Source organism: uncultured Shewanella sp. (assembly GCF_947491715.1).
GTDB lineage: Bacteria > Pseudomonadota > Gammaproteobacteria > Enterobacterales > Shewanellaceae > Shewanella.
In genome coordinates this window covers 1-26977 of the sequence record NZ_CANLKR010000001.1, presented here as the reverse complement: position 1 = coordinate 26977, position 26977 = coordinate 1, and the positions used below count along the sequence as shown (strand labels likewise).

At 39.7% G+C, this 26977-nt stretch carries 18 protein-coding genes; 4 read left to right on the top strand and 14 right to left on the bottom strand.

Annotation, left to right across the window (positions count from 1 at the left end; translation table 11 throughout):
• Positions 1-61 precede the first annotated feature (61 nt).
• The gene (locus Q0779_RS00090; RefSeq protein ID WP_298768218.1) at positions 62-856 is read right to left on the bottom strand and encodes a DUF4344 domain-containing metallopeptidase; all 795 of its coding nucleotides are present in this window, start codon (positions 854-856) and stop codon (positions 62-64) included.
• Between the two features lie 401 nt (positions 857-1257).
• On the opposite strand from Q0779_RS00090, the gene Q0779_RS00085 reads away from it, so the two are divergent.
• Both Q0779_RS00085 and Q0779_RS00080 read left to right on the top strand, forming a co-directional pair.
• On the top strand, positions 1258-1530 hold the full coding sequence (locus Q0779_RS00085) for a type II toxin-antitoxin system Phd/YefM family antitoxin (protein WP_298768216.1): 273 nt from the start codon (positions 1258-1260) through the stop codon (positions 1528-1530).
• Positions 1511-1780: a Txe/YoeB family addiction module toxin gene (locus Q0779_RS00080; RefSeq protein WP_298768214.1), complete on the top strand. Its 270-nt coding sequence runs from the start codon at positions 1511-1513 to the stop codon at positions 1778-1780. The genes Q0779_RS00085 and Q0779_RS00080 overlap by 20 nt, the downstream gene beginning before the upstream one ends.
• Positions 1781-2051: 271 nt before the next feature.
• Here the strand turns inward: Q0779_RS00080 and drt3b are convergent, their stop codons facing one another.
• From drt3b to Q0779_RS00060, 4 genes are all read right to left on the bottom strand, one after another.
• Positions 2052-3989 carry an antiviral reverse transcriptase Drt3b gene (gene drt3b / locus Q0779_RS00075; RefSeq protein ID WP_298768212.1) on the bottom strand — a complete coding sequence of 646 codons (1938 nt, stop codon included), beginning with the start codon at positions 3987-3989 and terminating at the stop codon, positions 2052-2054.
• Positions 3982-5166, bottom strand: coding sequence for an antiviral reverse transcriptase Drt3a (gene drt3a / locus Q0779_RS00070; protein WP_298768210.1), 1185 nt, complete (start codon positions 5164-5166; stop codon positions 3982-3984). The genes drt3b and drt3a overlap by 8 nt, the downstream gene beginning before the upstream one ends.
• 818 nt (positions 5167-5984) lie before the next feature.
• Complete coding sequence (locus Q0779_RS00065) at positions 5985-6908, bottom strand: DMT family transporter (protein ID WP_298768208.1); 924 nt, start codon at positions 6906-6908, stop codon at positions 5985-5987.
• 200 nt (positions 6909-7108) lie between these two features.
• Complete coding sequence (locus Q0779_RS00060; protein ID WP_298768204.1) at positions 7109-7495, bottom strand: cupin domain-containing protein; 387 nt, start codon at positions 7493-7495, stop codon at positions 7109-7111.
• A 181-nt stretch (positions 7496-7676) separates the two neighbouring features.
• On the opposite strand from Q0779_RS00060, the gene Q0779_RS00055 reads away from it, so the two are divergent.
• Positions 7677-8540: an AraC family transcriptional regulator gene (locus Q0779_RS00055; RefSeq protein ID WP_298768203.1), complete on the top strand. Its 864-nt coding sequence runs from the start codon at positions 7677-7679 to the stop codon at positions 8538-8540.
• A gap of 101 nt (positions 8541-8641) precedes the next feature.
• Positions 8642-9115 (top strand): NYN domain-containing protein, encoded by a 474-nt coding sequence (locus Q0779_RS00050; RefSeq protein WP_298768201.1) that lies wholly within the window; start codon positions 8642-8644, stop codon positions 9113-9115.
• A gap of 24 nt (positions 9116-9139) precedes the next feature.
• Here Q0779_RS00050 and Q0779_RS00045 read toward each other — a convergent pair whose 3' ends face one another.
• From Q0779_RS00045 to Q0779_RS00005, 9 genes are all read right to left on the bottom strand, one after another.
• Positions 9140-10951 carry a glycogen synthase gene (locus Q0779_RS00045; RefSeq protein ID WP_298768199.1) on the bottom strand — a complete coding sequence of 604 codons (1812 nt, stop codon included), beginning with the start codon at positions 10949-10951 and terminating at the stop codon, positions 9140-9142.
• Positions 10952-10981: 30 nt separating this feature from the next.
• Positions 10982-12250, bottom strand: coding sequence for a glucose-1-phosphate adenylyltransferase (glgC, locus tag Q0779_RS00040; RefSeq protein WP_298768197.1), 1269 nt, complete (start codon positions 12248-12250; stop codon positions 10982-10984).
• A gap of 94 nt (positions 12251-12344) precedes the next feature.
• Positions 12345-14885 carry a glycogen/starch/alpha-glucan phosphorylase gene (locus Q0779_RS00035; RefSeq protein WP_298768195.1) on the bottom strand — a complete coding sequence of 847 codons (2541 nt, stop codon included), beginning with the start codon at positions 14883-14885 and terminating at the stop codon, positions 12345-12347.
• Positions 14882-17017 carry a glycogen debranching protein GlgX gene (glgX, locus tag Q0779_RS00030; RefSeq protein ID WP_298768193.1) on the bottom strand — a complete coding sequence of 712 codons (2136 nt, stop codon included), beginning with the start codon at positions 17015-17017 and terminating at the stop codon, positions 14882-14884. Before glgX ends, Q0779_RS00035 begins: the two co-directional genes overlap by 4 nt.
• 86 nt (positions 17018-17103) lie before the next feature.
• Entirely contained in the window at positions 17104-19341 is a 2238-nt protein-coding gene (glgB, locus tag Q0779_RS00025; protein ID WP_298768191.1) for a 1,4-alpha-glucan branching protein GlgB, read from the bottom strand.
• Between the two features lie 37 nt (positions 19342-19378).
• Complete coding sequence (malQ, locus tag Q0779_RS00020; RefSeq protein ID WP_298768189.1) at positions 19379-21529, bottom strand: 4-alpha-glucanotransferase; 2151 nt, start codon at positions 21527-21529, stop codon at positions 19379-19381.
• A 47-nt stretch (positions 21530-21576) separates the two neighbouring features.
• Positions 21577-23427 (bottom strand): multicopper oxidase family protein, encoded by a 1851-nt coding sequence (locus Q0779_RS00015; RefSeq protein WP_298768187.1) that lies wholly within the window; start codon positions 23425-23427, stop codon positions 21577-21579.
• Between the two features lie 156 nt (positions 23428-23583).
• Complete coding sequence (locus tag Q0779_RS00010; RefSeq protein WP_298768185.1) at positions 23584-25221, bottom strand: alkaline phosphatase; 1638 nt, start codon at positions 25219-25221, stop codon at positions 23584-23586.
• Positions 25222-25261: 40 nt separating this feature from the next.
• The gene (locus Q0779_RS00005) at positions 25262-26773 is read right to left on the bottom strand and encodes an alkaline phosphatase (RefSeq protein ID WP_298769217.1); all 1512 of its coding nucleotides are present in this window, start codon (positions 26771-26773) and stop codon (positions 25262-25264) included.
• Positions 26774-26977: the final 204 nt, after the last annotated feature.

The following is a 26977-nucleotide window of genomic DNA, read 5'->3' as shown; positions in this document are numbered from 1 at the left end:
TGACATCAAGGCGCATTCCTTCTCTCAGTGCTGCCTATGTCAGATCTAAGCAAAGGTTCACTTATTCAGCCTCAAACATTCTCGCACGACTCATAGGTTTAAGGTGTGGTTTCAATAACACTATCCAGTTATCTAATAAGTTTTGATATTCATCAATACAAAGCGTTAACCTCTTTTCAGAAAAGTTCATATCATTCACTAAGTCTATGTATTTTTCAGGAGAGCTCCCATAAACAAGGCAAATAGTGCTATAAAACCTCTGTATATCCAAACTATGCTCGTCCCAATAATCTTCTTCAGAACCCACAATATCTTCGCTTTCCAAGTAAAATAGATCCGCTGCACTTATTGCAATTTCAGTCCCTTCATTAAAGAACTCAATAAGCAAAATAGTGGCCAAACTATCCGCAGCATCTTCCTCTTTACCCACCACAGGTAAGTTATAGATGGCAATAAGAGCGTGAGCTAATTCATGCAGCAAGGTGTGCATCAGGGCATCCCATGTTGCATCATCAACACTGACTCTCGTTTCAGAATAATGTGCATCACTAAAGCGGTTCTTTGCCTCCTTAATAAAAAAATAAGGTATAAAAATTTCATTTGAAATAGGATCATATAGTGGTCCATCCCTAGCCCCTATTTTAAAAGTAAGTGTTTGCGGCAGCAAATACTCTTCATTTATATACACAACTATTTCATCAATCAAACCTAAATTGATCAGGTGATTTTTTATCATAGCTTCACTGGTATTAGCTGGCTTAGCATATAACACCACAGCTTTTTTATCAGTCGATGCTAAAATCTGTGGGGCACAAAATGTAATACAAGCAGTCATGAGCAAAAATATTTTATGCATATTCATTAATGTCCTTTTGAGCATAATGCGATATCACACAAAAGACTGAATTGAACTGTCTATGCGCACATTATTCGACTACAAAAATAACAAAATTAATACATAAACAATACGAAAATAAAAACAAATTAATGTAAATAGCACTGCCATTAGGGAAAATAGCAGCAGCTTTGTTTAAAAAACCCAAAAAATGCGCTCAAAAAACAAACAATAAACACTCGCTATTGCCCGTCAATTGAGGATAGAAAGAGGATAAAGCGTTATTATGCCCGTCCATTCTTTTTCATCGATAATACGGCGAACGTTATTCTCAATAAGGTAGACTAGCCAGTACCTAACTTGACATGTGATATTTCCCACCCCATAATCGTACTGAAATACCGTACATCACAAGAGTAATTATGAATAGCGTAAGCGTTAATAAGTTTAGAGATAACTTAAAAGCATATGTTGAGCAAACAGTTAATGAACATGAACCCTTAAAAGTGACCCGTCGTACTGGTGAGGACTTTATTGTGGTCAGTGCTGATGACTGGGCAAGAGATCAAGAAACATTGCATGTACTTCAAAATATTAGCTTAATGCAGCAAATTTCAGAATCAATGAAAACGCATACAAATGAAAAAGGTTATACGCCAACAGAAGAGCAAATGAATGAGATCACTGATTTTTGAAGGTAAAACCTGGCTTATTTATGAACAAATGAGAGAGACAGATAAAAAGCTCCACAAAGCGTTATGTAAGATTTTAAAAGAAATGTTACGTTCAGATCCTGCAAAAGGCTTAGGAAAACCAGAAGCGCTTAAGCATAACCTTTCAGGATTATGGTCAAAACGCCTATCCCAAAAAGATAGGCTTATTTATAAGTTTGATGAAACATACATTTATATCTTTGCTATAGGCGGCCACTACGATCAGCATTAATCACAGCTTGCAACCAAGAGATAAAAACAAAGAGATAAAAATAAAGAAAAAATAGGGCCTGCGCTGATCGTAACCCGTCTATTGCCCATCGATTGAGATGAAATAGAAATTAATAATTTCTCTGTATCATTGCTTATTGAGCGCCGCCTCCCCCCAATCGTGTGTGTGGCTAGAGCTTTCAAACCCAGCCCATACAAACACCAAAGTCGTGGTACAGTAAACTAACCACTAGAAAGTGCATGCAGAAACCTACGGAGGTAGACGGCATAAACTAATTGTAAGAAAAAATATACTCCTTTTTTTCCAAACTATTTTTCAAATAACTTGGATCACGCCAACTAACAATAAAGTCTTTATTGAGTAATATATTTATGTGTGCGTCTCCTGAAGAAGTAACCTCTTTTCGTTTACTATAAAAAGTGATTTTTTTTACTTCTTCTATCATGTTTTTTCTCACTGAACTATCGATAAAGGGGCAAGCCAAATAATCAAAGTAAAACATAAAGTACTCAGAACTGATAAACATATCATCATGCTTTAATAAGTAATTTTTAGCTTCCAAAATCAATTTTTCTCGCAATTCATGATAACTTTCACCTTTTTGTATATATAGCATGAATGTTACCCAACGAAAATAAAAATCATTCGTTTCTGAATGCTTCTCTAATAGACCAAAATATTCTATCAGCTTATGCTCCGTCACCTGATATTTTGATGGTAACATTGTTAATATAATCAATAGATTCAATGTCTCAAGCCCAATAATATCATTCGCATAGTTAATAAAAATATTGATTGCTTGCTTAACATGGTCGAAAATTTTCTTGTGGATTATTTCTTTATGGCTTTCTGGCCAACCCGAAGTTTTTTCAAGCAGATCATAAATCATTCTCGCTAATCTATCAGTTGGTCTTATTCTAATATCCATATCATGAACAAAAAAAAGTACATCCACGTCAACTAACAACCAATTCAAATGATATTCTTCTTTTTGGTTGATTTCAGCTACTTTTGATAAATATATAAGAGTACGCTTTGTAATTGCACTAAACAGATAGTTGGAAATGGAATTATATTCTACCTTGTGATTGGCTAAGGCCATTTTTATTTCAGTTATTATCTTATTTGCTTTAAAACTTGGATTTCTTAATTTAACAATGGATTCAGGATCTGTATTTGTTCCCTTATAACGTGAACCAAAGTACTCTACTACAGCATGACTTAATGTGTGTTTAGCCAAAGAAATGTCAGTAGCAAAGGGTCTAGAGGCAATTGTTGTTTTAGCCTCATTTAAGTACATTTTATACTCTAACAAGCTTAACTCTAATGTTTTTATAAAGGCTATTTTAACTTCATCACAACGAAAGAAAATAAAATAATCATCAACATAACGCCTAAAATTATAGTCTTTAGAAATTTCGTAGTCCTTTTGAGTCATTTTATCAACTAAATTTAAATCGATTTTCTGTAAAATAATCTCTGCAAAGATACGACTGACTTCAGGCCCTATTATAATGCCATTGGTCTCACGATAATTTGTGTTCTGCATTAAGTTATCAAATTCCCCATCAAAACTTCCCTTTGCTTTCGCTTTAGCCAAGCGTTTATTTTTAACAGCCCAACCAATTGAATGTGTATAGATACTGGGAAAGCACTTAGAAACATCAACCTGAAGCATACTATGAAACTGCTTTTCAAGCTTATGATAATCATAGGATTCGAAAAAACGATATAAAAAGGGATACTTTTTGTATTTAAAATAGGAACTTGAAACAATTCTTTCTTCATCTGCACTCTCAACACCTTCAGCTACTTTTACTCCATTTTGAACTTTTCCGTAAAACTTGGTTGATTTTCTATAAGGGTGCCTTAAAGAATATTTTGATTTTGTACAATAATATTCAATTAAATCATCATATTTTTCATAGAAATCACATACTTTAAGCTGAGCCACGGGATGCATGATTGATAATGTACGAGGAGTCTTATTACCACCTCGGCATACATGATAATCCAAAGGAATATAAACCCCAGCATTCTTGCTAAAATTAAGCCCAGAGACTGTCTGATATGTTTTCAAATGTGCTGGTGTACTAAATCTCTGATACATAGAAAAATTGGAAAACCATAATGGCAATTCATAGGGAAGAACATCGGTTAATAACGTCCTTAACTTATCTTTAGTGTCTACTTTGATGATATTAGGCATTCTGCCAAACCCGCATTATTTTAACAGTTTGCTTCTTGCTAAACTTCCCTACATTTCCTTTTTTAACATTACCATATATTGATACTTTCTTAATTTTATCTTGCTCTTGTAGATTGAGAGCAAACCTAGGATTAACCAATTGCTGACAAAGAAAACCATCAATAGGTTTTAAACATTCAAAATCATCAGTCACATATTGGTAATTGTGAGAAAGACCCGCTAATAAATCACCATTCTTACTTTTTCGTACACTTTTCAGCATACATAGATATTCAAGCCTTCTTTTTAAAAGAGGAATATTATTTTGTTTTTTATTTCCCAAAAAACATAACATTATTCTACGCTTAAGTTTATTCAGTTTTGAGCGAGATATTTTTACATTAACTTGATTTGGCTTCTTGTTTTTTTCTTCCACCTTGATCTCATAGCCTAAGTAATCGAAATTTGCTGAACTCGAAGGGCCACTAAAGTACTTATTAGTATGATCATTGAGAGTTAGGCCCATTTCTTTATTCATGTAATCTTCGATATCAGTTTGTACTACACTTTCCTTCCCTGCTGATGTGAAAACAATAATATCATCAACATATCTTGCGCTATATATCACATTGGGATGTGCTGCAATTTTTTGATCTAGCCTTTCCAAATACAATTCTGCAAGTGTCGGGCTTATTGACAAGCCTCTAGGTAAACCTTCTATACCATGTTCTAAATAAAGTTCAGTATGAATCTCATCTAATAAATTAATACATACTGGAGCAAGAATTGAGTCATCTTTAAACTTATTGATAAGAAATTCAAATGGTATACTTTCATAACAATTTTTAATATCTAACCTAAGAACATGATAACTACCTGTGTCCTCTAATAACGTTATTATCTGTCTAACTATGCGATTACGATCTGATTGCCTCACTTTGTAAATTCTTCGAATAAATCGATCAAGTAACTTGATTGCAAACGCATCTTCCATAATTAAAGGAAATAAAACTGATTTACTTTTTATTGTCTTTGTCTCTAATGATGATAAGGTAAGCTTATGTGTCTTCCAATACCTAACAGTATGCTCTACCGCATCCTCAACATCGTCATAATCAGACAATAAATTCCATTGCCAAACATCTGACGATGTAAGTGCTTTAGAAAGTTGCTCTCTATCAAAAACTTGTTTTAGCATTAATTAATGCCTATCTCTTAAAACCATAACAAAGACACCTAAGGTTGTTTTTCAAACAATGCATCAAATAGTAATGAACACTTAACCAACTAATTTATTAAATTAATCTACCACCTATTTTCTTATAGCCACATCGCTCTTTTGTACTAAAACCCACTCCATTATCCGATCTCACTCACAAGTTTCACTGATAATTCTAATATCCGCTTGCCCCACTTCACTTCTCATTTAAAGACAGGCCAATTCAAAGCAGCGCACAGCTTTTGCTTCTAAATCCCCATCGGAGTGGCTGATGGGCATTGAAATAAATGGCGTAAAATAGACAAAGATGTCTGTTTAATTTTCGGGCTATAGGGATGTAGCATCGGAAATGTTAGTCATTTATTCCATAAGCACAAGGCAGCTAACCAATGCCTTTCACTCCGCAGGGTGTTATGGAGGTTATTAGGAGGATAAGGACGAGCAGTCCTCCTAATCCCAGTGTGAGTGGGAACTCACGATCTTCCATTAAGCGACGCTTAATACCCACATACCGCAGGATGGGAATCCACGACCTCAGCCTGCGGCAGCAAATTAACATCAATAAAGTAACAAGTTGAAAAGCACTAACGAATACATATCAAAGCCAAACGCTAGTTTTTAATAGCCCAGTGTAAGTGGGCACTCACGATCTCCCATTAAGCGAAGCTTAATACCCACACTCCGCAGGATGGGGATCCACGACATCCCCCCCGCTGGAAGCGATTAAACCAACAAGGTTATGGTTAACAACACTCTTCCATAGATAAACACCTCAAAAAAATGCTATTAGCCTTCAATCAAAAGCCTGCTCCCATTTGTTTGCCAATAAACCAACACTTTATTCGCGTAAAGTATGTCATTTTAAACTGTGATATCAAATTACCAACAACAATCAGCAACAAGCCTAAAGTCGAATAACCTGTCCATTGATATCCTTCAAAGAAACTGGATACCATAAGTGCAATCATTGGCGTCAATAGCAATACATAAGCGGCGTTATGAGCCCCTATTCGATTTACCAAGACTAAGTAAAGCGTGAACCCCAATACCGATGCGGGCACTGTCAAATAAAATAGACTGCCCAAATATAAAAAGGAAACGTCAAGGGTAAAAGGAATACCTTGAAGCACTATCATTATTAACAGTGCCATACTGCCGTAAAACATAGCATAAGTCGTTGCTGTGTAAGGCTGCAATTGCGAGCGAGTATGGCGTATGCTAATCATATTTCCCATCGAAAAACACCAAGTGCCTAACAGGGATAACCCAATGCCGATGAAGAGATCATGTGATAATGAAGCGGTTTTAAATTCATCAATGAATAACAAACTGATCCCCGTTAAGCCCACCAGCATGCCTAACCAGAAGTAACCATTTGTCCGTGTTTGATAAAATAGCCTTCCATGCAGCGCATTGAAAATCGGTGTACAGGCCATCATCACCGCAGTGAGCCCACTGGCAATATAGTGCGTCGAATAGTAAAACGCGATAAAGTTAAAACTAAATAAGCATAACCCCTGCAATAGAAGAAACTTATGCTGTCTAAAGTTAACCGCCTGCAATTTATTCAAACATTTTCCCGCAATAAAAAGGATAATCCCCGCTAACGCAAAACGATAAAAAATAGACACTAAAATGGCCACATCCCCTTGCTGCCATTTAATGGCGATCCAAGACAGTCCCCAAAGTAACACAATCAATATATATAAAATGACCGACACAATAACCTCCCTATTATTTTAATAATATGAACAATTTAAGAACAACAAGTTCAATATTGATAGTGAATATTGTGCTTATTATTTACATCTATTGTTTACATCTATTGTTTACATCTATTGTTTACATCTATTGTTTACATCTATTGTTTACATCTATGGTTTAGTGGGCATTGGCGCCCCCTATGCAATACGACTAAAATTTAAATCCATCTATTCTGCTCAGCGGTGAGTCCCCCACCCGCATCGCCTGTATTCACCACGCCTCTAGGCTCGACCAATAACATATGGCACTCCTTCGCAGCATAAGGTTTGTGCTCAACGCCTTTAGGCACCACATACATTTCTCCAGCGGCTAGTTTGACTTGCTGCTCTCTCAGCTCAATTATCATTTCTCCCTTAATGACAATAAAGACTTCATCAGTCTCATCATGGCTGTGCCAAGTAAACTCACCTTGTATCTTAACCAGCTTAAACTGGTCGTTATTCATTTCTGCGATGACTTTGGGTGACCAATGATCAGAAAATAGCGCTAACTTTTCTGCAAAATTAATGGGCCGATCTGACTTATCATTGTTTAACATTGACATTGCACTCCGATTTAAATATTTCAACCTTTAGATTTAGCCATCAATTATCACTCTCTCCTTATGAACGGGCTATTAATATATCGGGAAAACTAACACAATATTGCGCTTTACTGTTCCCAATGCCCTTGTCATTAAGCCATCCATATTGATGCTCACAAAAAATAAGCATAAGATGATAAACATGAAAATAAGCAGTCAAAAAGTGCTCAGTTTTGAGCAATCTAAAAAAGTATGTGTTAGGCAATTGTCCCTCGGCTCAAATTTATCTTGGGCGCAATATCAACATGAAAAAGAACGGCTATTTTATAAGAATCATCACCAACACACGTTAAGTATGTATCTAGCGGGCGGTTATGAAACCCATCGAACCGACACACAGTCTCCAGCGGGTGGACCTGGACGCTTTTGTTTAATGCCTCAAGATTGTGAAAGTCATTGGCAATTAGGCAGTACGCAACAGTTCATGCACTTGTATTTTGATGATGATTATTTAAAGCAGTTGGCCATACACGTTTTTGATAAAGATCCTAGGCTGATTGCCATTCCAGAATTAACCTTCTTTGAAGATCCAACATTAGAAGCCTTATTTCGGCACCAAATGGCCACGTTTCATTGGGATCCTTCATCTCAGCTCATGATGAAGCAATTCAGTGACAGTATTCTCATTAGTTTATTGCAAAACCATCAATCCATGCCCGCTATACCCCAGTTAACTGGCGGACTCTCACCCAAAGTGAAACGGCTTGTATTAGATTTTATGCAGACTCATTTTCATCGACAAATCTACCTGCACGAAATGGCCGCATTAGCACAATTAAGTGAATACCATTTCTGCCGCATGTTCAAACACAGTTTTGCCATGACCCCCCAAGCTTATTTATGCCAATTACGTCTGCAACACGCACAAGCATTGATTAAAGCTAATACACAAAATTTAAGTGATATTGCCTTGACTTGCGGTTTTGCTAATCAAAGTCATATGGGCCGTTATTTCAAAAAAGCACTAGGGCTGAGCCCTAGTGCCTTTAAACGCCAGCATGTTTAGTCATTAAAGCAATAACCCAATAAACCGAAACCACATTCCTTTTTTAAATATGTTATCGTGACTCACCTACATACAGTTCACTCGATATGGGTTCAATCTTCATGAAAAAGCTGGCGATATTTGTTGATGTGCAAAATATTTATTACACCTGTCGTCAGGCCTATGGCCGTCAATTTAACTATCGTAAACTCTGGCAACACTTGAGCCATGAAGGCGACATTAGCAGTGCCACCGCTTACGCTATTCATAAAGGAGATGATGGCCAACTGAAATTTCAAGATGCATTGAAACACATCGGCTTTGACGTGAAACTTAAACCTTTTATTCAACGCAGTGATGGCTCGGCCAAAGGTGACTGGGATGTGGGGATCACCATAGATATTATGGAAGCCGCCAGTGAGGTGGATAAAATTATTTTGTTATCCGGTGATGGTGATTTTGATTTATTATTGCTCAAAGTCTATCAAAAATACGGTGTTGAAACCCAAGTCTATGGCGTGCCGAGTTTAACGGCTAAGTCATTAATTGATGCTGCCGCTCAATACCATAGTATTGATGAAAGCCTGCTTTTGTAAGAGAGCATTCTGTGAGATCATCGATTATTTCACTCGCCGAATAACCGCTTTTTCTGATTTATCTTTGTTATCATTAAAGCCATATAAATCGGTTTTATATTGCATTGCGATGTCAGACCACAAAAAGCGCTGTTTTTTGGCATTTTGCTGCATGGTTTGCCATTTACGGCTGCCAATACACGACATTGCTTTATCAAAAGTGTGTAGCAGCTGCTCAATTTGTTCTTTTAGTCCTGCACCTTTAAAAACAAACCCTGTTTTACTGCTTACCGTATCTTTAAGGCCGCCCACACCATGAACCAAACAAATTTGCCCTTGTCTCATGGCCAGCATTTGACTGATCCCACAAGGCTCGAACGAGCTTGGCATTAAAAACAAGTCTCCTAACCTAAACAGGCAATCTGCAAGCGCTTCATTATAACCATCAAGAAAAATAAATTGATGATATTTCGCGGCGACCATTTGAAATTCTTTTGAAATAACTTCATCACCACTGCCAATAAGCACAAATAATCCATTGGGCCTTATCAACGCAAACTGCGCTAATAAAGCTTCAAGTACCGATACGACATTGGGCTCTGAGGAACAAGGTTGACGGAGTAGTAGCACTTTTTGATCCGTTAAGCGGCCCACTGACGTCATGAGAAAATCCGGTTGCCAGCCCATCTGCAACTGTCGCCATAATTGAGATACGCGATGCATTGCAATACTATCGATAACACTCATTGAACGACTCTTTGTCCCCCAAGACAATAACGCTTGCTCGATTAACACGATGAGCTTTATCACATCTTGCCATTGAGCACAGTGAGATTGCCAAGAGGTTGATGCCGTTGTTTTTTCTTGTTTTTTATTATCAAAGTTATCACCGCCGATCTCACTGCTCTTTTCGTGCTTTAAACTGTGTCTCGCAAAATGGGCAGCCAATAAGGCCTGTTCTCGCAATAATGTCGACTGTAACGGCTCACTTAAGGGATATTCAGGCTCATCATACAAACAGGCATTTAAAATACCGACTAATTGACCTTGGCGCATTTTTAATCGTAAATCAGCCTCAAGCCCTTCACCCCCAAAAAAGCCCATATGATGATTGGAAGGCTTAACGACTTCTTTGGCGTAAGTTTTTGAAACTAGATGAACCTTATTCGACAACCTAATGGCAGCCCGCATAGGATTAATACAGTCAAGATAATTCACATCGATGACTTGGCTTTTTTGCTCAGCGCTAAGTCCTGCATAGAGCTCAGGATACCAAGTGGCTAATGCATCGGGATCATCATCAAGGGGTCTTATGCCCTGAAGGGCTAAATTATGGATGGAGAAAACACAAGGTATGGCTTGTAATAATAAAAAGTGAGGGTCAAAGGCTCTAAGCAACGCAAACATGCCCATGTGCCAATCATGTAGATGCACACAATCGGGTAAATCTATCATTCCCGCTTTTAATGCCGTGGCAACACACTGACAAAAAAAAGCAAACTTAGTCGCATCTTCAGCAAAAGGGCGATAAGCCTGCCCGTGATAATAAATACTGCCTTCGTCATTGGTTAATTTATCATGCTCAATAAAATACACCTTACAGCTTGCCACCTTGGGATGAGGTAAGCTAAACAATGTTACCGTCAGCGTTTCACTCGCAAAAGATACGATGACTGAGTCTAGGATCTGTGCATTCATCGATTGTGCCAAAAAACCATAACTTGGCATGATCACATCGGTATTGATATTTTGTGAGGCTAATGCTGCAGGCAAATCACGAATAACATCCGCCATTCCTCCCACCTTTGCCCCCGCTATCGCCCCGTTCTCAGCCGCCAACATCAAGACTCTTTTCACTTAACCTCCTTACTCAATTTTTACGCTTCATCAGTCAAAGCCTGTGGACAATCCCAGCATTTCTCTGGTAACGAGCACGACCCCTTTTGGAGTCACTCTAAAACCACGAGCTTTATCATGTTGCTCGTCGTAACCAATAATTGTTCCTTCTGGGATCACACTGCCGCGATCAATAATGGCATTTTTAATTTTACAGTGTCGTAGGATCACAACATCCGGTAAGATCACAGAGCCTTCCACTTCAGAATAAGAACAGACCCTCACTTCATTGAACAACACACTGCGTCTCACCACCGCCCCTGAAATAATACAGCCCTCAGACACGACAGAATCCAACGCCATGCCTCGTCGCCCATCATCATCAAACACGAATTTGGCAGGGGGTAATTGCTCTTGATATGTCCAAATGGGCCATTTGGAGTCATATAAATTTAAGGCGGGCGTCGGCGATAATAACTCAAGATTAGCTTGCCAAAATGCATCTAGCGTTCCGACATCTCGCCAATAAGCTTTTTCATCGCCAAAATGACTGCGAAACTTATGGGCATATACATTATGCCCAGCTATCACGCTGGGAATAATATCTTTACCAAAATCGCGACCAGAACGTTCGTTTTGCGCATCTTTTTTCAGTTGTTCAAATAAAAAAGAGGTATTAAAAACATAATTTCCCATTGAAGCTAAACACATTTGGGGGTCATCAGGTAAGGCTTGTGGTGTGGCAGGCTTCTCTTCAAAACCGAGGATTTTATTTTGAGCGTCGACTTCAACCACGCCAAACGCATTCGCTGCCTCCTCAACAGGCACTTCTAGGCAAGAAATGGTCATATCGGCGCCAGAGCGTTCATGGGTTGCTAACAATCCAGCATAATCCATACGATAAACATGATCGCCAGAGAGGATAATCACATATTTAGGCAACTCATACCGAATAATGTCAATATTTTGAAAAACCGCATCCGCAGTGCCTTGATACCAATTATCAGAATAACGCTGAGAGGCCGGTAAAATTTCAACCGACTCGCCCAACTCCTTCTTAAAATGCCCCCAGCCTCGCATGACGTGGCGGATCAAAGAATGTGATTTATATTGCGTCACCACGCCCACTCGTCTGATCCCAGAGTTGATACAATTAGATAAGGTAAAATCGATGACTCGAAATTTACCGCCAAAATACAAAGCAGGCTTAGCCCGCCAGTCGGTTAATTCATGTAAGCGGCTTCCCTTGCCGCCCGCTAAAATCAGCGCATAGGTTTCTCGAGTTAAATTACTGATATAACGCGGAGTAGGATTGGGCATCTTCACTCTCTCATGGCGAAATAAAAAATGATAGTCAACGGCATGACGATATTTAAAACACTCAACAGATGATAGCTATTGGCAAAGTGACTAATTAAACATGCCAAATATCATCCCGATAAGCTGCGATGGTGGCATCACTGGAAAAACCACCGCTACTGGCTGTATTGCGAATACTCAGTTGTGCCCACCGTTTTTTATCTAAATAGGTTTGAGCAACCGCTTGTTGAGCACATCTAAAGCTCTCAAAATCGGCGGCTGTCATCCAAGGCTCATCACTAGATTCAATGGCATAAATAATAGGATCAAAGATACCCGGTTCTAACAAATTAAAATGCCCACTTTTCAGTAAAGTTAATACATCAAATAATTCAGAGGAGCTTTCGATAAACTGCTGAGGTTGATAATGGGGTCGCAAGTGATCGACCTCTTCAGCGTTCATTCCAAAAAGGAAAAACGCATCGTCACCCACAGCCTCTAATATTTCAATGTTGGCACCATCGAGTGTGCCTATTGTTAAGGCTCCATTCATCATGAACTTCATATTTCCCGTTCCTGACGCTTCTTTTCCAGCGGTGGAGATTTGCTCAGAAAGATCCGTTGCAGGACAAATTTTTTCCATGGCCGTCACATTATAATTGGGTAAAAAAGCGAAGCGTAAATAGGGTTGCATTAACGGCTCACTGTTGACCATCTCGGCCACATTATTTGCCAATTTGACAATCAACTTCGCCATGGCATAGCCCGGTGCGGCTTTACCTGCAATCAAGACACAGCGTGGCACCATATTGTCAACATTCCCCTTTAACACCTTTTGATATAAATGGATCACATGTAAAATATTCAGCAGCTGACGTTTATATTCATGAATGCGTTTCACTTGTACATCAAATAGCATTTCTGGATCAAAATCGACACTGCACTCTTTTTTAATCAAGGTGACTAAATCCACTTTATTTTGCTTCTTTATCTCACGCCATTCTTGTAAAAAAGCATCCTCATTTAAAAAATCCTTTAATCCTTGCAGTAAAGTCAGATCTTCTATCCATTGCTCCCCCAGTTTTTGATCCAATAGCCTTGCGAGTCTTGGATTACTAAAAGCCAACCAACGTCTGGGTGTCACTCCATTGGTTTTATTATTAAATTTATCAGGCCATAAAGCATAAAACTGTTGAAATAGTCCCGATTTTAATAATTGAGTATGCAGCCCCGCGACACCATTAACAGAGAAACTTGCCACAATGGCCAAATAGGCCATACGAATAGTCGGCTCCCCTGTGTTATCAATAATAGACATTTGCGTCAGCTTGTCAGAATCACCGGGCCAATGGTGTGCAACAAGGTTAAGATAACGAGCATTGATCTCATAAACGATCTCTAGAATGCGAGGTAAAATGAGTTCAAACATACGCACAGGCCAACATTCTAAGGCTTCAGGCAGCAGTGTATGATTGGTGTAGGCCATACAGCCAGAAGTGATCTTCCAAGCTTCATTCCAGCCCAAAGCATAATGATCCATCAAGAGGCGCATTAATTCAGGCACAGCAATAGCAGGATGCGTATCATTAAGTTGCATGACATTCAAACGAGAAAAATCAGTAAAATCACGACCATGATTTTTCACCCAAGTATTTAAAATATCTTGCAAGCTGGCTGAAGAAAGAAAGTATTGCTGTCGTAATCTTAACTCCTTTCCATTTTCACTACTGTCATTGGGATATAACACCATAGTGATCTGCTCGGCTAAATTTTTATAAGCAACCGCTTCAGTATAATCACCTTGATTAAACTCTTCTAAATCAAACCCCTCTGTTGCTTGCGCTTTCCATAATCGCAAAGTATTCACTCGATTGTTACGATAACCGGGTACGGGCACATCATAAGCCACCGCAATCACATCTTGTGTATCCACCCAAGTGTGATGTTGACGACCTTCATGATCAACATGTACCTCACAGCGACCATAAAAAGGCACTAATACATTATGATTGGGCGCAATCACATCCCAAGGATGCCCCCCTTTCAACCAACGATCGGCTTGCTCCACTTGATAACCATTGACTATTTTTTGGGTAAACATGCCATATTCATAACGGATCCCATAGCCTGTAACAGGCAAATCCATACAGGCACAACTATCAAGAAAGCAGGCAGCTAATCGACCTAATCCCCCATTGCCAAGACCCGCATCATGCTCTAGCGTCTCCAATTGCGCTAAATCAACCCGATATTGTTGCACGACTTGCTCAGCTTCCTCGGTTAAGCCTAAATTCAATAAGGTATTCCCAAGGGCACGGCCCATTAAAAACTCCAAAGAAAGATAAGCCACTTGCTTACGCTGTGCTTGGATATCTTCAAAACGCGTCCTACGCCAATCATGCATCATTTGCTCTTTAACACTGAGCGCTAATGCATGAAACAAATCATAAGGATTATTTTCATCTCGGCTCAGGCCATTTATAACCACGCGCTGAAAGGTCGCCGTTAGAGGATCGCAACTATTACAATGAGGATAATCGACAAATTCACCGCCAAGGGATTGTTCATTGACACTTTTATCCTCTTGCTTCGACCTTGCAGGCGATGTCATCGAATTCATTGATTCATTATTTAAATCATTATGATGGACAGTCATTTGTTTTCTCCTATCTGATACGCATGAAATAGCATCAGACTACGATCTTGAAGTTGATACACTTGCTCATTGTTCCCTCCCCTATGCTCTTTTGTCTCATAACCAGTATCATGGGTATATAAAACACATCGCCAAGGCTGAAAACCTGCAAGCTCAGGTAAAACAAAAGGTAATACGCTTAACTCATTATTAAGCATTAATAATAGAGCTTGTTGCTGACTTCCACTGCCTTCCAATTTACCGCTTATGACCACACTCAATGTCCGCGTCTGCGTTTCACTCCATAATTGTTTTGTCATCGGCATTCCCTCTCGGCAATACCAATCTAAACCTGGTGTTTTGTCATTCATACTGTTATGCACATATTCAACATGACATAAAAGGGGAAAGCGTTTACGAATGCGAATTAATTTTTGAGTAAAACAAAACATCGCATCTGAGTATGGCGTATTTGTCCAATCTCGCCAGCTCAAATCATTATCTTGGCAATATGCGTTATTATTTCCAGCTTGGGTACGGCCCACCTCGTCTCCGGCAGACAATAACGGTACGCCTTGAGATAAAAAAAGTGAGGTTAATAAATTGCGGCATTGCCTCATTCTCACTCGGTTAATATCTTGATTAGCAGTTCGCCCTTCTTCTCCATAATTATGGCTAAAGTTTTCTTGACGACCATCTCGGTTGTCTTCAAGATTGGCTTCATTATGTTTCTGGTCATAACTCACTAAATCCCATAAAGTAAATCCATCATGACAGGTAATAAAATTGAGACTACTGGCAGGGGTTTTATTCCCATGCTCAAATAAGTCACTGGAACCATGAAAGCGCCTTGCAAATTCAGGTAACATGCCAGCATCCCCTCGCCAAAATCGACGCATCGTATCCCTAAACCTGTCATTCCATTCACTCCAAGCAATGGGAAAATGACCCAACTGATAGCCACCCGGTCCTAAATCCCAAGGCTCAGCGATTAATTTGACTTGAGAAAGCACAGGATCTTGCGCAATAGCCACAAAAAAACCAGCACTAGGGTCAAATCCATGTAACTCTCTACCCAATGTCGCCGCTAAATCGAAACGAAAACCATCGACCCCCATCACTTCCACCCAATAACGTAAAGAGTCCATAACCAACTGCAGCACTCGAGGATGTGCTAAGTTCAAAGTATTACCGCAACCAGTATCATTAATATAATAACGAGGAACACTGGTTACCAAACGATAATAGCTAACATTATCAATACCTTTAAAACAATATGTTGGCCCTAATCGGTTTCCTTCAGCAGTGTGATTATAAACAACATCTAATATCACCTCGATGCCTGCCTCATGAAGCCTTGTCACCATATGCCTAAATTCACAGACATCATTATTCACTAGATAATGATGATGAGGAGTAAAAAAACCAATACTGTTATAGCCCCAGTAATTTGTCAGGCCTTTAACATGTAAAAACGCTTCATCAAAAAAAGATTGGACAGGCATAAGTTCAACCGTTGTCACCCCTAAGTCCACTAAATATTGGATCACTTGTTCATCACATAAACCCAAAAATGTGCCTTTTAAGTCTTGCTTTAAATGAGGATGCTGCTGAGTAAACCCTTTAACATGTAACTCATAAATAACACGACTTGATAAACGTTCGGCTTTACTAGAAGGAATTTTTGTCTTGTTTACACTAGGTATAGGTAATAAATGACGATGATCGACAACTTTACATTTTGGCATATAAGGCGCGCTATCACGCGTATCAAAAGTTAAATCAGCATCCCCTTGTTCTTCACTATATATATGAGCATATAAACTGGCATCTTCTATACGGTGACCCTGAAATTGTTTTGCATAAGGATCTAATAACAGCTTATGTCGATTAAAACGATGACCGAGCAACGGCTGATAAGGACCATCCACTCGATAAGCATAAAGTGTTTTACTATTCGCGCCTTTCACATAACCATGCCAAATATCTTGTGTCTTTGTTGGCAAAGATAATTGCTCTAGCTCCTGCTGGCCACTTTCATCAAACAAGCACAATATCACCTCAGTCGCATGAGCCGAAAAAAGTGCAAAATTGACACCTTCATCATCTATTGTTGCCCCTAATGGATAGGCTTTACCTTCACTGATCTCCATTATTGCTCCTCCAAAAACCATAACGTTATTTGGCTAATTCGCGTAATGTTTACCTATGAGACGTTCACCAGTGCATTGAGCTTCATTTATATAACGGGGGCTAATATTAAACACCCCAACGGCGGTACAGTAATTAATGCACTTTGCTCCATGTTCTGATATGGCCCATCAACGGGCACTATGTGTCCTTTATTACCTTGATTTGAGCCACCGTAATATTGACTGTCACTATTAAGTAACTCACGATAAGTCTCATTTTTAGGTAAACCAATCCGATATTGCTCTTTCAGATCAGCTAACATATTAACGACAAAAATAAGGTGATTATCTAACGCCTTGCTAAAACGGACAAACACAAAAATACTGTCTATGTGGTTATCGCAATCTAACCATTGAAAACTCTTGTCTTGATGATCATTGTTAAACAAAGCACTGTGCGATGTATAAAGATGATTGAGATCTTTCACCCAAGTTTGTAATCCTTGATGAGAAAAATGACTCAGTAATGACCAATCTAATCCCCTGTCATGACTCCACTCTTGACGTTGACCAAATTCACCGCCCATAAACAGGAGCTTTTTGCCTGGATGACCCCACATAAAACCATAATAACTGCGCAATGTAGCGAACTTTTGCCAGTCATCACCGGGAATTTTTTCCAATAAGGTCCCTTTACCATGGACAACTTCATCATGACTTAAAGACAAAATAAAATGCTCATTAAAGCAATAAATCAAACTGAACGTCATCTCATTATGATGGTAATGGCGATAAATAGGATCCCGTTTAAGGTAGCTTAACGTGTCATTCATCCAACCCATATTCCATTTAAACCCGAAACCTAATGCCTTATCATTTTGAAAAGTAGGATGTGTCACTCCAGGCCAAGCCGTAGATTCTTCGGCTATCATGGCAACACCGGGAAAATCTTGATAAACAACCTGATTTAATTGCCGTAAAAAAGCAATAGCCTCTAGATTTTCGTTTCCTCCCCATTGATTAGGTCGCCATTGTTCGGGTTTTCTGCTGTAATCGAGATATAACATAGAAGACACAGCATCAAGTCTGAGTCCATCAAAGTGAAATTCCCGTAGCCAAAAACATGCATTGCTCAATAAGTAACTTTTCACTTCTGAGCGATCATAATTATAAATTAAGGTATCCCAATCTGGATGCTCTCCTTTTTGAGGATCGGCATGTTCAAATAAACAGGTGCCATCAAACTGAGCCAATCCATGAGGATCTTTAGGAAAGTGCGCCGCAACCCAATCTAAAATAACGGCAATCCCAGCTAAATGACATGCATCAATAAAACGCTTTAATCCAGTTGGATCGCCAAATCGATAGGTCGGTGCATACATACCAATAGGCTGATATCCCCAAGAGGCATCAAAAGGGTATTCACTGATCGGCATGAGCTGCAAATGGGTAAACCCCATCATTTTAACGTAAGGAATAAGCGATTTAATCAGGGCAGAATAATCTAGATAAGACGCACTATCATCGCCACTTCGACGCCAAGAAGCCAAATGCACCTCATAAATAGACATGGCTGAGACATGCCATCGACATTTGGCTCGATGCGTTAGCCATGCTTTATCATGCCACTGATAGTCTGTTACTGTAGGGATCACGGCAGCATTACCTGGCGCAGACTCCATCTGTTTCGCAAAGGGATCTGACTTACGTAGCACTTGACCATCTTGAGTGTGTATTTCAAATTTGTAATGTTGATACTCAACAACATTTGGAATAAAAACCTCCCAAATACCACTGTTTTCATGTTTACGCATTAAGTGTCTACGAGGATCCCAATGATTAAAGTCCCCCACCAGCGCCACTGACTGAGCATTAGGCGCCCACACACAAAATAATACCCCAGAGATGTTTGACCATGATAACCAATTAGCCCCCAAAAACCTTTGTGCTTGGTGTTGATTGCCCTCAGAGAACAAATAAGCATCTATGTCAGAGAGTAAACTATTAAATTGATAGGGATCGATGATCTCCTCAACACTCAAAGGATATTTAACTATCAATTTATATAAAAATGGCTGAGAGTATTGCCCTAAGACAACGGAAAAAAGTCCGGCTTTATTCAGTCTCTCTAGTACCGCTATGGGTTCCTGGCCATCAATGTGCATTACATGTACATCCAAGGCTTCAGGTAAAAAAACAGTAATACTGATCCCGCCGCTATTCTTCTTTTGATCCCTGACAAGCTGCATACCTAATAGCCATTTCTGATCAGCCTCTTGATAATAAGCGGGCTGAAAATCATGATTGGCATAAACAACATCTTGCATGATCTGTGTTGTTCCCATGTCATCTTATCCAAATTGTTCAATGTAAAGTCAATGGCTATTCTTCTATCTGGTTTCGACAAGTATGAATGACATCCAATAATGCTAAAAAACGTTCATCTTGCTCTAAACTCGCTAATGTGGATGTTAACTTTCTTTGCCAATTAGGGTATTCCTGCCAGGTGCCTGGAATATTGACACCATGAATATCGGCTAATAAATCACATAATTGCACGCTAAAAAGCTGTGAGGCCCCTGATGCAGATAAGCTCACCCAAGCCATTAATAATTCAGAAAAAGCTAAACTGTCCATATCAACATTTGAGGGTAATAATTGCTTCCAAATGAGAATATCCAATAGTTGCTGCTTCTCTTCATTACGTCTATGTAATAACGTCGCTAATGCATCTTCAGAATCAAGTAACGATAATTTAAAACGTAAATGTAAATCACTGCTTGACCACCACGCCGCTAATGTCGGAACATCATGATTAGCCAACATCATTAAACTTTGTTTTTTATAGTCTTTTGGCGCATAAAAGCCCTGCCAATCTTTACAAAAATAAAAGACTTCATTAGCATAAAATCCCGCATTAGAAACGGCTTGGGTTAACTCATCAGGGATCAAACCTAAATCTTCTCCAATCACACAGCATTGCGCTAATTGGCTTTCTAAATTAATAATCGCAATAAGCGTATCCATAGGATAATAGACATAGGCGCCTTCTCCTCTCGATTGATTAATCGGCCGACACCATAGACGTAATAAACCAACCACATGATCGATCCTTAACCCGCCACAATCACGCATATTTTGGTGCACTAATTGAATAAAAGGCTCAAAAGCAGATTGCTGTAATTTAATCGGATCAAAAGGCGTTAAACACCAATTCTGCCCTTGCGGTGCAAGATTGTCAGGAGGAGCTCCAACACTAAGCTTAGTCGCATATTGAGGTAAATGTGCCCCCACCTCTGCTCCTTTACTTTTAGCCCCAACGGCTAAATCACGAATAAGACCTATTGACATACCGAGGGCTGAAGCATGCACTTGGCAACTTCGTAATTGCTCTTGTGCAATAAACTGTAAATAACAAAAAAAAGTCGCATCCACTGGCATGCCATTATTCCTGTCGGAAAATAACACTTCTTCACGCAAAACAAACTCTTGCAACGCCTGACCTTCTTCAGAGATAAAAGATTGAAATGCTTGATATCTTGACGTACTTCTCGCCTGTTCATGCTCACAAAAAGCTTTATACAAAAGTACAAAAGCTTGATATTTAATTGAAAAAACATGGCTATAGTCGACCCAGTCGGTCTCATTTAGGTTATCGACTTTTATTCCCCATTGTGATTTCTCAATCTGATTTTTGACATAAGCAAACTCTTTAACGGAATCAATGCCAATATAAAGCGGATTAATTCGTCGCCTGTCAGTTGGACTGTAAGGGCTGGCTTGCTCCGGATCTTTAATATCCAGAGCATGCAAAGGATTCAATAAAATAAAATCCGCACCTTTTTTAGCCAAAATAGTAATGAGTTCATATAAATCAATAAAATCACCTATCCCCCATTGGCGGCCACTCCGTAGGCTATAAAGCTGAATATTCACTCCCCATGGTTTCGCTCTTTTCTGTAAATGAGCATCATTAAAATATCCGCTGAAAGCTTGTCTAGGCGCAACCATTAAGCAGCCAATAAATCGCTTCGAGGAGTGTGTTAATAACACAATACTGACTTGATGGTAGCCAAGGACTAACCGAGGAGTGATATCTGTATTTGAAAAATGAATGCGATATTTAATATACAACTGTTCATCAAAAACATGTTCCTCAACATACATCAATTCCGCTTTTGTTACAGCCATGCTAGACAGTTGGCCTTGAGGACTGACAATACTGAGCTTTATGCCATCTTGATACTCCACAGGCAAAATAATATCCATTTTCAATTCATCAAGATAACAATATTGAAAACGAGGTAAAGGCAAAGTCCAGGGATGATGTGCTAATTCATCAATACGAGTTTGAATTTGCTCATCGGTAAGCGGTAAGTCAATTTCTTCTTCATCAACAACTTGGCTCGATTGAGACATAAGACTGCGTAGCACACCTTGTCTATTGACATCAGAAATAACAACATGCTCACCTTTATAATCCACGTATTCATCACCAATACCCTGTAAATAAAGCAAATTATCTAATGCCATGAAACTCACCTATTCATCTTAGCCCAATAAAATTTACCTTATCAAGCTTAGTGAAAAATTCCATTCTCACCACTTTTCTCGCTCTCCATATGACTCATGTTTTCGATAATATCGACCTTTTGCATCATGCCAATATCTTCATGAGTAATAATGTGGCAATGCATTAAAATCTCTCCAGCATATTCGGGATTAAAATAGGTTTTAAAGGTAATAGAACCCGGAGTGGCGTCATTAATATTGCCACCTTGAGCAACCCCCGTTGCAGCTGGTACTAAAATAGTGTCATGCCATTGAGGTGCTTCAAGTTCGATATCATTCACTTTAGTCACCAAAAAAGCATTAGTATGAATGTGAAATGGGTGATCAGAAAACGTATAATTATACACAGTCCATTCTTCGATGCTGCCTGCAATCATTTCAAACATGGGTTCATTCATCGTAAATAAACCTTCTGTTGTATAATTGATGCGAGGCATGGCTGGATCGCCATCAGGATTCACCTCTCCTTGATCGTCCTCATTTCTCATCATTAATAAAGTATTAAAATCAATTCCTCCCCAGTAGTCTGTATCATACAGCTCGTAATACCAACCACACGAAGGCAAACGCTCTTCATCTGATTGTTCTCCACCGCAAATTTCAAAACCGACATTACGTATTGCCGCAGGCGCCGTATTCATCATGGTTGCTATCGTGGGTAACCCATCTGGAGCGGGTAAACTCCCGCTTGGTAAAGACATGGCCATCTCTTCCCCTACCACAATCACTGTCGCTAGCGTTACTGGATAACTCGGATTAGGAAAATTAGCCCCAACTCTGGCTCGTCGAATATCAGGATCAATTCCTGTTGCAGATACAGACACTTCTACACTATTAGGATCAATAGCTTTTAATAAATACACACCTGGCTCTCCCGCTTGAATAAGCACATCAACACGGTTTCCCGCCCCCAAAACAAATGGCTCTTCAATCGCTAGACTTTTCATTTCTGTTAAAGTCAGCCCATCATTAGACAAAAGATGTAAACGATGACCTTCTAAAGCAATCAGCTTATTTAATCCCGCAGCCGCATTTAATATTCGCCAGCGCTGCACTTCTCCTGGACGCATAAAGAGAGTTTGATCCGTTAAGCCATTATTCGTCATGAAAAGCAGACCATCTCGATAATCAGACCATAAGCCTGAATCGCCAGCTGAAAATTGTGTCGCCTCTTCATTATACAAAGGGACATTACCACTTTGATCCGTTCGAATTGATCCCAGCACCATAACATGTTCTTTTGCAGCGGCGACTTCTGGCACGCTCTCTAAGCCCTCTTCACAACCAGTGACAATCAATAACCCATACATTCCACCGAAGAAAGGCATACTAATGCTGCCATGTTTATGGGGATGATACCAAAAGGTGCCACAAGCATGATCATCAGGCAGTTTTATAACCACATCATGAATACTTCCAGGATCCATGTGCCGAAACGGATTATCAGATAGGCCTTCTGGAGAAACATTTAAACCATGACTATGATAATTAATCGTATACGGTTCATCAGGAAAAGCACCTCCACGCTCACTTTCAGGGTTTTCGGGTAAGTTATTGATCATCTTAATCGACAAAATGTCACCAGGATTCACGATGAGCGTCGGCCCAACTAAACTGGCTTCAAAATTGGGTGTATTCACTGTCACTGACTCACCCGTTTCAACATATTCAATGGTATTTTCTGTCACTTCAGCCGTTAACTGAGTATGCAATATACCATTTGATGACATGCGCACTTCAGGCTCAATAAACACTTGGTCATAACCATTAGTTTGATTATTATCACTGCATGACCCAAGTAAGAATAAACTGAATAAAACAAAAAATTTAACAATCCATGACAATTTTATTTTGTCCATCTTGCCCCCCACAATATCATCTATCTAAATGGTTTTTATTAATTTTCAATAATGAAGTGTAGGTGAGTTTTTATGGATAAGTGGAAAATTTTCATAAAAGAAAGTCATAAAAAAACCCAATCACCGAAAGCGATTGGGTTTTATTCTCGATTGTTTTTATTGCAGCGCTTCTGCTTTGCTCAATAGATTACCAGCATGATTAATCACATGGAAAATATGATTTTGCTCAACGGTGCCTTGAATAAAGTGGGCACCTGGGCCTTGAGCAAAAATAGCCACATCCTCACCGCCATGGGTTTCACTATTAAGTGGGATCAGTGCTTCTTGGTGATAACTGAGACTTTGCGTATCAATGTAGTTTAAATCCACTCGCCCAGTCGAAGCAGGGTAATCGTAGCGCTCATCGCCGCCTACCTCCAGCGGAGTATGCCCTAACCCATTAGCGTAACCCAATGTCGTATAAGGTAAACCATTGCTATCGGTTTCGTAAGTGAGCTCTGCCAATCCATTTTTATCCGTACTTTTCACTAAGCCTAAAATAGGATTTCCTCGAATAGGATAGCCGCCCATCGTCATCACATGACTATGATCGGCTGTCACCATTAATAGTGTCTCTTTTGAGGATGTTTTCTCCATGGCAACCCTGACGGCTTCCGATAAGGCAATCGTATCATAAAGCGCCCTTGCCGCATTACCAGCATGGTGGCCATGATCAATACGACCCGCTTCCACAATTAATACAAAACCTTTATCATTTTTTTGTAAAATATCAATGGACTTTGCCGTCATTTCCGCAAGAGATGGCTCGCCAGTCACCCCTTCTTTTGTTCTGTCGGCATCATAGTCCATATGCGATGAGTTAAAGAGCCCCAATAAATGATCAATTTCTAGGGGATCGATGTCAATAAAATGCGCTCTGTCTTGAACATAAGCGGCATTGTCATATTGGTTAAGCCATTGCTGTGTTAAATCCACGCCATCAAGACGTTTACCACTTTGACCTTCTCCATCAACGACCGTATTGGGAATAAAAGCACGGCGTCCCCCCCCTAGCATGACATTCATTCCTTCGCCATCATTGAAATCGAGTAATTGTTTCGCAATATCAGTGCAATTATTCGCGACAGCTTCATCAGGTAAATCGGCATCACTTTCCCAATTTCTCTCTGGCACATGAGCATAAGTCGCCGCAGGTGTTGCGTGAGTCACTCTCGCGGTTGATACCACGCCCGTTGACATGCCCGCCATGGCCGCAAGTTCTAACGCCGTCACTAAATCTTGATCTTTTGTGGATGCACAATTGCCTCTTGTGACGCCCTCGGCAAGAGAAATGACACCCGCATCAGTTTTGACTCCCGTCATCATCGCCGCCATTGTACCCGCTGAATCTGGGGTTTGAGCATCAGTATTAAAGGTTTTAGACAATCCAACATAAGGAAAACTTTCAAAAGATAATATATTCTCTTCCCCAGTTTGGCCTTTCAGTTGCCCCTCTAAAATACGTGCCGCTGTAATGGTTGAGACTCCCATTCCATCTCCGACAAATAAAATAATATTTTTAGCGGAACCCGCCTCATTGGTGACCGTTAATTTTTCTGCTTCAACAACATGTTGCTGACCATCAATATACCATTGATTCACTGCGCTCCAATTGGTATGAGTGTACAGATCCGTTGCGGTGCTTTCTTCAACGCCACTTTCTTCTGTTAGTGGTACCAAATTATTATCATCGTCATTACAAGCGCTTAGTCCCAATACCGCCAAAAGCGTCATTGCCAATACAGTCTTATTCATTTTATGCTCCAAAAGTTAATACAAAATTGATGTGTCAATTTCAGTACTTGGTACCACCAAGCTGTTGCGCTTGGTTGATAACATGAAAAACAACATTTTGTTCCATCGCTCCTTGAACTAAATGTGCCCCTGCACCAATAGCATGAATACTCACATCTTCACCGGCATGGGTTTCACCGCCTTTTTTAATTAACGCTTGCTGCATAAAATCAATATCATTTGTGTCTAGTAACGATAAATTCTCCCGCTCTCCTGAAACGGCCCCGGGACCATTAGCATAACCTAACGTGGTATAAGGTTTGCCATCTAACGCGACTGACATGTCACCATCAACATCATGAACTAATCCTAATATAGGATTGCCTCGTTTCGGATAACCCGCAATGGTTAACGTATGACTATGGTCAGCAGTGACAATAATAAGCGTGTCTTTGGGATCTGTGTTTTCAACCGCCGCCCTAACGGCATTAGATAATTCTATGGTGTCATAAAGCGCTCGCTGAGCATTGCCCGCGTGATGCGCATGATCGATTCGCCCGCCTTCCACCATCAAAAAGTAACCTTCTTGATTTTTACTCAACATTTCAATGGATTTTGTCGTCATATCAGTCAATGACGGCTCTCCAGCACTGTCTGTGAGACGATCCGCTTCAAACTCCATATGGGATGAATTAAACAAGCCTAATAAATGCGAAGTGCTTTCTACATCAATGGCATCAAAGTCGGCTTTATTCCAAACATAGGCCGCATTATCGAAGTTTTCAGTCCAAGCTTGGGTTAAATCAAGTCCATCAGTACGATCACCAGCCTCTTCTTCACCATCTATCACCTCTTCTGGAATAAAGTTGCGTCGACCACCACCTAAAGCGACAGTGAGAGCGTCGGCTTTTTCTCGCATAACAAGTTGATAAGCAATATCAAGGCAGCCATTATCAATGGCCTCATCCGATAGATCTGAATCTGCTTCCCATTGGCGCTGTGGCGTTTTTGCATATAGTGCGGCGGGGGTTGCATGGGTTAAACGCGCGGTACTCACCACGCCAGTTGACAATCCTTTCGCATTAGCCAAATCAATGAGAGTGGTAAGTTCGTTTCCTCTAGAAGATAAACAGTTTGAACGTAAACTCGCATCCGATACTGATAATACTCCCGCTTTGGTTTTAACCCCTGTGGCCATGGCCGTCATGGTGCCAGCAGAATCAGGAACTTGTTGATTCGTATTATAGGTTTTGACTAAACCACTATAGGGAAATCGCTCAAAACTCAAAAAATTTTCTTCACCGCCTTGGTGGCCAATTTGCTGCTGCCCTTCTAAAATTCTCGCGGCCGTCAGGGTTGAAATCCCCATACCATCACCGATGAATAAGATCACATTTTTAGCACGATCTTGTTTTTGCAATTGTGTTTGTTCCACAAGGTGCGCTGCACTGTCCTTAAACCATTGACTATCACTTTGCACACTGGGTAATAAGGTCGCATATCCATTTGATGCCAATAATCCACAGGAAATCAATAAAGCTATTTTTTTGATCTTAATCACTATTTCCACCATTTCATCATAAAAAGAATCAATAATTATATTCACTGAGTATCAGTGTAAAACCATTACGGCTTACCTATTATTAACATATTGTTTCATTTTTATTACATAAGTCGTTTGGGGGATTTTGGTAGAAGTGATACCAATCTGCATTAGAAATTGGTCACTTTTGCCCAGCTTCTTGAACACATGCTCTTAATCCTGCTAGTAGACTTA